General features: G+C 48.8%; 5 protein-coding genes and 2 pseudogenes. 6 read left to right on the top strand and 1 reads right to left on the bottom strand.

Annotated elements, in window-relative coordinates:
* The first annotated feature begins 160 nt into the window (after positions 1–160).
* The 6 genes and pseudogenes from ACFSUS_RS28830 (at position 161) to ACFSUS_RS28805 (ending at position 9,565) form a co-directional block, all read left to right on the top strand.
* Positions 161–1,018 carry a transketolase gene (locus ACFSUS_RS28830; RefSeq protein WP_381528709.1) on the top strand — a complete coding sequence of 286 codons (858 nt, stop codon included), beginning with the start codon at positions 161–163 and terminating at the stop codon, positions 1,016–1,018.
* Between the two features lie 12 nt (positions 1,019–1,030).
* Positions 1,031–1,987 carry a transketolase family protein gene (locus ACFSUS_RS28825; protein ID WP_381528706.1) on the top strand — a complete coding sequence of 319 codons (957 nt, stop codon included), beginning with the start codon at positions 1,031–1,033 and terminating at the stop codon, positions 1,985–1,987.
* A 325-nt stretch (positions 1,988–2,312) separates the two neighbouring features.
* Positions 2,313–2,903, top strand: a complete 591-nt coding sequence (locus ACFSUS_RS28820; RefSeq protein WP_381528703.1) for an RNA polymerase sigma factor — start codon at positions 2,313–2,315, stop codon at positions 2,901–2,903.
* Between the two features lie 58 nt (positions 2,904–2,961).
* Complete coding sequence (locus ACFSUS_RS28815) at positions 2,962–4,035, top strand: FecR family protein (RefSeq protein ID WP_381528700.1); 1,074 nt, start codon at positions 2,962–2,964, stop codon at positions 4,033–4,035.
* A 239-nt stretch (positions 4,036–4,274) separates the two neighbouring features.
* Positions 4,275–7,736: pseudogene (locus ACFSUS_RS28810) on the top strand (TonB-dependent receptor).
* A gap of 14 nt (positions 7,737–7,750) precedes the next feature.
* Positions 7,751–9,565: a RagB/SusD family nutrient uptake outer membrane protein gene (locus tag ACFSUS_RS28805; protein ID WP_381528697.1), complete on the top strand. Its 1,815-nt coding sequence runs from the start codon at positions 7,751–7,753 to the stop codon at positions 9,563–9,565.
* 97 nt (positions 9,566–9,662) lie between these two features.
* Here ACFSUS_RS28805 and ACFSUS_RS29220 read toward each other — a convergent pair.
* Positions 9,663–9,768: pseudogene (locus tag ACFSUS_RS29220) on the bottom strand (IS110 family transposase); the annotation flags it as partial.

Below are 9,768 nucleotides of genomic sequence, written 5' to 3'. Positions count from 1 at the left end.
TCGTCTTACCAAGGATTATGAGTACACGATATCTTCTTCGGTTAGCTGGCTGTATTTAGCCAATATACAACTGATGTTGCAGCGAATTGAGGCTTATCACCAAATCTAATTCCCCAACAACTTCTAAGTGATCATAAAAAGCCAACCCACCTGTTGCCGTATGAAACCTACTGACTTAGAAAAAGTAGCCTCGCAGGTACGCCGGGACATCGTGCGCATGGTACATGGCGTAGCCTCCGGACATCCGGGTGGCTCACTGGGTTGTACAGATCTGCTGGTCAGTCTGTATTTTGACGCCATGGACCTGAAAACGGACGATCAGGGTGCCGTCATATTCGACATGAGTGGCTCGGGTGAAGACATGTTCTTTTTGTCTAACGGGCATATTTCGCCGGTGCTGTACTCCGTTCTGGCTCGTCGGGGCTACTTCCCGGTGTCGGAACTCGCTACGTTTCGCAAACTCGATTCCCGCTTGCAGGGGCACCCCGCTACGGCCGAACATCTACCAGGTATTCGCATCGCGTCGGGGTCGCTCGGGCAGGGGCTCTCAGCAGCCGCCGGAGCCGCTTATGGGAAGAAACTTCGTAACGATCCGCATCTGGTGTACTGCCTGATGGGCGATGGCGAACAGCAGGAGGGGCAAATCTGGGAAGCGGCTGCTTTTATTCCGCACCGAAAACTCGATAACCTGATTGCCATTGTCGATTTCAACGGACAGCAGATCGACGGGCCGACGGATGTTGTGCTAAACAATCGGGATTTGGGTAAAAAATACGAAGCGTTTGGCTGGACGGTGCTGGACATGGATGGCAATGACCTAGCCGACGTAACGGCAACGCTGAAAAAGGCAAAGCAGGCGTCGGGCAAGGGTTCGCCGATCTGTATCATCATGAAAACCGAAATGGGACAGGGCGTCGATTTTATGATGCATACCCACAAGTGGCACGGAACCGCCCCCAACAACGAACAGTTGACGGCCGCGCTGGCTCAACTGGACGAATCCCTCGGCGATTATTAACCCCGACGCAGCATGAAAACCTACACGTACACCGAAAAGAAAGATACCCGTTCTGGTTTTGGCGCGGGTATGGCCGAACTGGGTCGGCAAAATCCCAATGTTGTAGCGTTGTGCGCCGATCTGGTCGCTTCGCTCAAGCTCGATACGTTCATCAAAGAAAACCCGGAGCGGTTCATTCAGTGCGGCATTGCCGAAGCCAACATGATTGGCGTAGCAGCTGGCCTGACTTTAAGCGGTCTGATTCCCTACGCAACGACCTTCGCTAATTTTGGCTCCAGCCGGGTGTACGACCAGATTCGGCAGGCTGTGGCGTATTCAAACAAGAACGTCAAAATCTGCGTCTCGCACGCTGGCCTTACGCTGGGTGAAGATGGAGCCACGCACCAGGTGCTGGAAGATATTGGTATGATGAAATCGCTGCCCGGCATGACCGTCATTAACCCCTGCGACTTCAACCAGACCAAAGCCGCCACCATCGCTATTGCCGACTACGAAGGGCCGGTTTATCTACGATTTGGTCGGCCGGTGGTTCCTAACTTTACACCCGCCGATCAGACGTTTGAGATTGGGAAAGCCATCACGTTGAATGAAGGGGCCGACGTATCAATCTTCGCTACGGGCCATCTGGTCTGGCAGGCGCTGGAAGCGGGAAAGTTACTGGCCGAGCAGGGCGTCGATGCGGAAATTATCAACATTCACACGATCAAGCCATTGGACAAAGATTCCATCCTGAAATCAGTTTACAAGACGGGCTGCGCTGTAACGGCCGAAGAGCATCAGATGAACGGCGGGTTAGGTGATAGCGTAGCGCAGGTTCTTTCCTTAAACCATCCGGCTCCGCTGGAAATGGTCGCCGTAAACGATTCGTTTGGGGAAAGCGGTACGCCGGACCAACTGATGGAAAAATATGGATTAACTGCCGCTTCCATTGTGGCCAAAACGCTAACGGTCATCCAACGGAAAAAGTAATGGACATTGAATCATGTACAAGTCTGGATTTTGCCGCCAATAGTCGTATGCGATTCGTCTTGGCCGACTTAGGTTTTATCATAGGTAAAGTAGTTAGGAAAGCTCCACTGTATTGCAGTGGAGCTATTCTCGAAAAAGTCTCCCATCTTATTCCCTGATGAGATTGAAGCAGGTCTAAGAAGGCCCAATAAGAAGGGTGCATAAGATGCACAATGAGTGAATATGAGTGCCTCTATATTTGAAATACGTACGTTATTAGTTGTACAATTTGATGTATATTTATATTTTTTCTTATTTATAGCTTACTCATATCTTTCTACACTTCATGACTCCCGAAGACCACGTGTTATGGCAATTATACCGCGAGGGCGATCAGCAGGCATTTGGTCTGTTAGCCCAACGCTATTATCGCATGCTAAGACACTATGGCCTAAAGTTCATGGTGGATGAAGTTGTCGTCGAAGATTGTATCCAGGAATTGTTTTTACAACTCTGGCAAAATCGCTTACAGATTAATCAAACCGAGTCGGTTAAGCACTACTTGCTAAAGGCACTCCGACATCATGTCATTCAGTACCTACGAAACCACAAACGGCTCAACGAGGAAGAGATGGACTGGGATAGTTCAATCGGGGAGGAGATGGATTCCGAAACACTGTTGATCCGACAGGAGTCTCTTACCTTACTAACCCACACCTTACAGGCTCAATTAGCGTCTTTACCCGCTCGCGAACGAGAGGCTCTCTACTTACGCTTTTACGAAAATTTGACCATAGCCCAGATGGCCGAAGTGATGCATGTCAATCGACAGTCGGTCTCTAACTTCTTACAAAAGGCGCTCAATAAGCTTCGTCATCAGTGGCTTGTCCATACGTTTGTAAGTTTTTGCATTTTTTTTGAGAAAAAATTGCTTTAAAGAGGGTATTGTCGATGTGATTCTTCATACTATCAATGAAAATCGCAGAAAAGTACCAATGAGCCTACCCTTCGATAATCTTTCTACCGTTGAAGATTTTTTAGAAAACGACGCTTTTCGGACCTGGGTGACCCAACGACGGCCGGAGGATCGGCTGCTTTGGCAGGCCTGGTTAAGGCGGCATCCTGACAAAAGAGATCTTTATGAGCAGGCCGTTGCTGCTTTTCTGGTACTACAGGGGAAGCAAGTTGACTTATCAGACCAGTACGTAAAGGAAAATACAGAGAAGATTTTGAGTCAGCTAACTCCACCGGCCACTGTGGTGAAACCCTTATTTAGCTGGCATTGGGGGCGATGGGCTGCTGCAGCTGCGGTAGTCGGCGTACTGATCTGGTGGCAAGCAGGTGCCCCCATCTCCAAACAAACAGCAGTAGTCAATAAGCAGGAAGAGCAGCCTGTACAGCACACCAACTGGAAGATCGTAAGGAATGTAACAGGACAGCCATTAGTCATATTGCTGCCGGATAACTCCTCCGTACTGCTGTCATCGGGAAGCCAGTTACGTTTCCATAAACAGAACACCGCTAAGCTCCGGGAAGTGTATCTGCAGGGCGAAGGTTTCTTCGAGGTAAGCAAAAATCCAGCTAAACCCTTTATCGTTTATACGACCAATCTGACCACCAAAGTGCTGGGAACCAGCTTCCAGGTCCGTTCTTTCGACAAGGAGACGGCTACGTATGTGAAGGTAAAAACAGGTAAAGTTACGGTTACTCCAGTCGATTCGCCCGACAAATCGACGCTGCTGACGAAAGACGAACAACTCAGTCTTGAAACCAAAACGGATAAGGTTGTTAAACGAGCCATCATCCCGTCAGAAGAGGGTTCGGCAGCCATTGTCAATCAACAGTTCAGCTTCGAATTTACGCCTGTGTCAGACATATTTGCTCAACTCGAGTCTAGCTATAACATGCCTATCCGCTATGATCGGCAACAGCTCAGCAAGTGTACGTTTACCGGACAACTTAACGACGTTCCTTTTCTGGAAAAAATCCGCCTGATATGCATGACTACTGAGTCTACCTTTAAAATTGTGGACAATCAAGTGGTTATTCAAGGTCGCGGTTGTGATTGATCTGCTCCTTAACTCCTAACCCTTAACCAATCGGCTGCCTATGATATAATACTATCACTTTTGAAAACAAAAGCGATAGTGCTACCAACACTATCGCTTAAGGATTTACAAATGTGTCATACAAACACATTGTCCCTAATTAGAAGATGGGACACGTTTTGCCAATTCTCCCTAAAACCAACAAAACGCATAAATGTATGCATTACAGTTTCATCAATTGCAATGTTTGGATCAGGATCATGAAAATTTCAAGCCTGCAAATTTTGCTTGCCCTTACCTTAACCCATGTTGGCTTTGCTCTTGACGGCAAGGCGCAGGAACTTCTGAGTCGACGAGTTAGTATCTCAGCCCAAAATGAGGACGTTGAGGTCACAATCAGGCGCATCGAAAAGCAGATCCGCGTTCAATTCTTGTTCAGCCGGGAGATCATTCAGTCAAAGCGAAAAATCAGCTATTAGGCTAAAAATGAGCCACTTTCTCAAGTGTTAGACCATATTCTGGCTCCGCTCAATTTAAATTATGAGGTTGTAGGCCAGCAGATCGTCATCAAAAGGGAACTGGACCCGGCTCCTGCTTATCAGAACAAAACTTCTGATGATGGTAAGCTCGATCAATCAGTGGATGTACAGGTTGTAGGCCGGGTTACCGACGAAAAAGGCGAAGGTCTGCCTGGAGTCAACATTCAAATTAAATCTACGAATCGCGGGACAACAACTGATGAGCGAGGGAACTATAAGCTTTCAGTTCAGGATGCCAATGCTGTTTTGGTGTTCTCGCTCGTTGGGTTTACTCCGCAGGAGGTTACGGTTGGTTCGAGAACTACCCTCGACATCACAATGGTGCCCGATAACAAGACGCTCGATGAAGTTGTGGTAGTGGGCTATGGTGTTCAACGTAAACGGGACGTAACGGGCTCAGTTGTGTCGGTGAATGAAGCCACGCTGAGAGAAGTGCCTGCTCCTAACTTAGTCAATCAGCTGAAAGGTCGTGCTGCTGGGGTAACTATCATTAGTAACGGATCTACCCCCGGTTCTCAGGGACAGATTCGGATTCGGGGAAACCGAACCTTAACCACCAGCTCGGGCTCTAGTGATGGACTTGATGGTCCGTTGGTCGTTGTCGATGGAATACCCTATGGCGGACTCAATGACATAAACCCCGATGATATTGCCAATCTTGAGATTCTGAAAGATGCCTCTGCTACAGCTATTTATGGTTCAAGAGGATCGGGGGGCGTTATTCTGATCACAACCAAACGGGGTAAAGTTGGAAAGCCGGTAATCAGCTATGACGGCTATCACGGCGTGACCGACATCATGGGCAAATTCAACGTAATGAATGGCCAGGAGTATGCTCAGTTTAAAGACGATGCGATTAAATATAACCGCACCAGCCCTGGAACGACCGCTTATCCGCTCACTCAGAAAGAAAAAGATGCATTGGCGGCCGGTGTTTCTACGGACTGGCAAGATCTGCTCTACAAGCAGGGCTTCAATACCAACCATCAGTTGAGTGTGGCAGGAGGGGTTGAAAATACGCAATATTCGTTGGGGCTGGGCTATTTCAATGAGACGGGTATTATTCCGAGTCAAAAGTTTGAACGCTATACCATTCGGGCAACAATTGACCAACGCCTTGGCAAGCATATTAAGATTGGCTTGAACACCCTGAACACCCTTACATACACCAATACACCAGGCGGTGGGGGTGTTCCGGGCGGACTGGTGCGGTTAACCCCACTGGCATCGCCTTATAATGCCGACGGTACAGTAAACCTGTTCCCGGCGGAGGGTTCCATTGATGCGGCTATCGTTAGCCCTTTGACAATTATTACTAAAAAAGACTCGTATTTAGGTCGTACACGCTCCCTGCGGACCTTCAACAGTTTATATGCGGAGGTGAATATTTTGCCTGGGCTACGCTATCGGATGAATGCAGGCTTGAATTACAGCCAGTCGAATTACAATGGCTATGGCGGTCCACTCACCTATTTTAATAACGCTACGGTTCAGTCATCTTCCTCTGCCGAGATTAGTAACACTGAATACTGGGACATCAACCTCCAGCACTTGCTATATTACGACAAAACGATTGGGAAACATAAATTCGGCGTGACCGGGCTGTATGAAATCACCAAAAACCATTCGCTGGGTAGTCGATTTACCATAACAGGCGTTCCCGCCGATTACATCAAGACGTCTAACTTCTCGCTAGCTTCCGGAACGCCCGTTGCTCCTTCGGATTTTGGTAACTCATTTTCAGAACTTGGTCTGCTTTCCTACATGGGCCGGGTAAACTATAGCTACAACGACCGCTATCTGTTAACCCTGACGCTGAGACGAGACGGGTCTTCTACGCTATCGCCCGGCAACCAGTATTTCAATTATCCAGCCATCGGGGCTGGCTGGAATATTATCGAGGAAAACTTCATGAAAAGCGTTCCAGCCATCTCGAACCTGAAAATACGCGGTAGCTGGGGTATCTCTGGTAACAGAAACGTTGGGGCGTATGCTACGCTGGGTGCGTTGTCTGCCGGTTATTACAATTTCGGTACGAGCACTGCCGGACAGCAGCTGGCCTATACCGTTACTAGTTTACCCGCAACAGATCTGGGCTGGCAATCGACGTCTCAGGTGGATCTTGGCATTGATTTTGGCTTCCTGAATAACCGAATCACGGGTTCGGTCGATTGGTACCATCAGCAAACGAAAAATATCCTATTGTCGGTGCCGCTACCACCAAGCAATGGAGCCGGTTCGACGCTGAGAAACTTAGGTAGAACCGAAGGAAAAGGGTTGGAAACAGCGCTGACGTTCGAGATTTTCCGGAATCCAAAAGGCTTCAATTGGAGCGCCGATGTTACGTATTTCTTCAACCGGGAAAAGATCACGCAGCTCACTACGCCAACCGAACTGGCCAATCTGGGTGCGGGCTGGTTTGTTGGGCAACCTCTGTCGGTAATCTATGATTACAAAAAGATCGGTATCTGGCAGACATCGGATAAAGAGAATGGTACGCTGGCCAAACAAACGTCACCGACGCAGTTTCCTGGTCAAATCCGGGTGGAGGATGTAAATGGCGACAATAAAATCGATGCTGCTGACCGGCAGATTCTCGGCAATTTCCAACCCACCTGGGAGGGAGGTTTGACTAACCGGTTCAGCTTCAAAAACTTTGATTTGTCTATTGTGACGTTTGCCCGCATGGGCATGAAGGTGATCGTGCCCTACCTGACGGGTAACTCTACGGGCTCAGGCGGTTTTGCATTTTACAACCAAGGCCGGGTAAACCAGGTGAAGACCGATTACTGGACAGAAACAAACCCAACCAATGCCTTCCCGGCACCTGATGCTGGTCAGGCGGTCGCCTGGTTTGGCTCCACATTAGGCTACTACGACGGTTCGTTCATTAAAGTCAGAAGTATTAACCTGGGCTATACCTTTTCCAACGAGCTGATCCGGAAAATTGGGATGAACTCGGCCCGAGTTTATTTCAACGCAACCAATCCGCTTATTCTCTATTCACCATTGGTAAGCCAGAAGTTGGCAATTGATCCAGAAGGAAATAGTTACGCTAGTGGGCAATCGACCCTAAACCCGCAGGGGGCCAGCGAACGGGGTACACCAGAGCGTCAGATCGCCGTAAACCTGAACAACCCACCCGTACGACAATTCACGCTTGGGGTAAATCTTAAATTCTAACCGTTGATAGAACAATGAAATCAATAAAAGTTTGGTCTATACTCGGCCTGGCAGCATTGCTTAACACGGGTTGCGAAAAAATATTACAGGAGAACCCGCAGTCTCAAATTGTTCCTGCTTACTTCAATAGCCCCGCTGGAGTATTAGGAGGTATTGCCGGTGTCTACAACGACATCCGGGGCCAGTGGGGTACGGAAGGATTCACGGTAGAAATGCAGGCTGGCACCGACGATTTTATTCAGGGGTCCAGTAGCGGAGGAGTTCCGCCTTACACCTACAATGGCTTAAACGGAAGTAACTTCGGATCTGCCTGGGGCACAGCGTTTCAGGATATTAACACGCTGAACGGCGTACTTAAATACGGGCAAACCATTGACTTACCCGATGCTACCCGAAAGCAGTATCTGGCTCAGGCCAAGTTTTTGCGGGGGTTCTGGTACTTTTATCTCGTGCAGACGTGGGGTGATGTCCCGCTGAGTACCGAATTTATTACGGTTCCTTCTCAAGCTGCTTCTCGCCAGCCGGTAGCTCAGGTTTATGAACAGATCATTAAAGATCTGACCGAAGCCGCGGCCGATTTGCCAAATACGCCAACAGCACCGTTCCTCGGCAAAGCCGCCACGAAACCGGTAGCTCAGTTGCTACTAGCCAAGGCGTATCTGACCCGTGGCTGGCTCAACAATACGGCTGCCGATTTTACGCAGGCGGCTACCCTTTGCGCCGATATCATTGCCAATAAGTCAACGTACGGCCTCGATTTATGGCAAGACTTTGGCGATGCGTTCGTGCCCGCCAACGACTACGGCAAAGAAACCATGTTTGTTAGCGACCACGTACTTGATCCCAAATATGGCTATTATAGGGTAGGGGCTGCTGAGGGAGGAGGATTTGCTAATAACCTTTCTCCGTGGTTTACGAACTGGAATTATCCCAACTTCAGCGGCATCAATTCTTACAAAAGTGCTGCGGGTACTATTGTTAATAACGGTACTTCACTAATGATCCGCGATTCACAGTATGGACGTCCCTACAGTCGCATGCGTCCGAACAGCTACAAATGGCCATCCGGTGCCAATGCTGGTAAGAGTTATTTTCTGGATCAGGCATTCACAAACCGGAATGTTGATTCACGGTTTATGAGTTCGTTCTATACGGTTTACATCGCCAATACCTCCGTTACCAACACACCTACGGCTGCCAATAATAGACGGGGCATCGGGTACACAACTGTGGTAGGGGCAGATACCGCCGTTTGGCTACCTGACTTTGAAGTTGAAGGAGCACCACAATTTGTTGGAACGCGCCCTTTCAAGGGCATTGTTGTTCCACCTAGCTTATGGGATAATAACGTTTTTCCCGCGTTGAAAAAATTTATGGATCCTAGCCGGGGAGCAAACTTTAATGATCCGTCGACCCGTCCTGTTGTATTATACCGCTTTGCGGATGTGTACCTGACAGGTGCTGAAGCGTACCTGAAAGCAGGCGATCCTACCAAGGCGGCTGCACTGCTTAACGTAGTCAGGCAACGAGCCGCTTACCGCAAAACCAACACGGCCGCTCAGAATGCAGCCGCTGCAACGGCCATGACCATTACACCAGCCGACGTAACGGTCGACTTTATTCTGGATGAGCGTACCCGAGAATTGTTCGGTGAATGGCAGCGGTGGCATGATTTGGTACGTACCCGGTCGCTGGTAAGACGCGTGAAGGCCTGGAACCCAGAAGCCGCCCCTTATGTACAGGATTACCATATGCTGCGGCCAATTCCGCAATCGCAAATTGATCGGGTAGTTGAGGGACCTAAATTTCCTCAAAATCCTGGTTATTAGCCATTAGGATGTAATGTGTCTAAAGCAGAACCTGTTTAGGATTTCAGTTCGGGAGTATTTTGTCATCCCGACGTAGGACCGGGCCGATTTCTATGGCTTAAACAAACGAAGGGGTATAAAATTTATCATATTTTTCGCCCCGGCGAACTACGGCATAAATTCGATGGATGAGCTTATTACGAATGGCGTTGAGCACTAACATC

Source organism: Spirosoma soli (assembly GCF_042684525.1).
Lineage (GTDB): Bacteria > Bacteroidota > Bacteroidia > Cytophagales > Spirosomataceae > Spirosoma > Spirosoma soli.
Note: the sequence above shows the minus strand (reverse complement) of the source record. Positions and strands in the feature narration are given on the sequence as shown.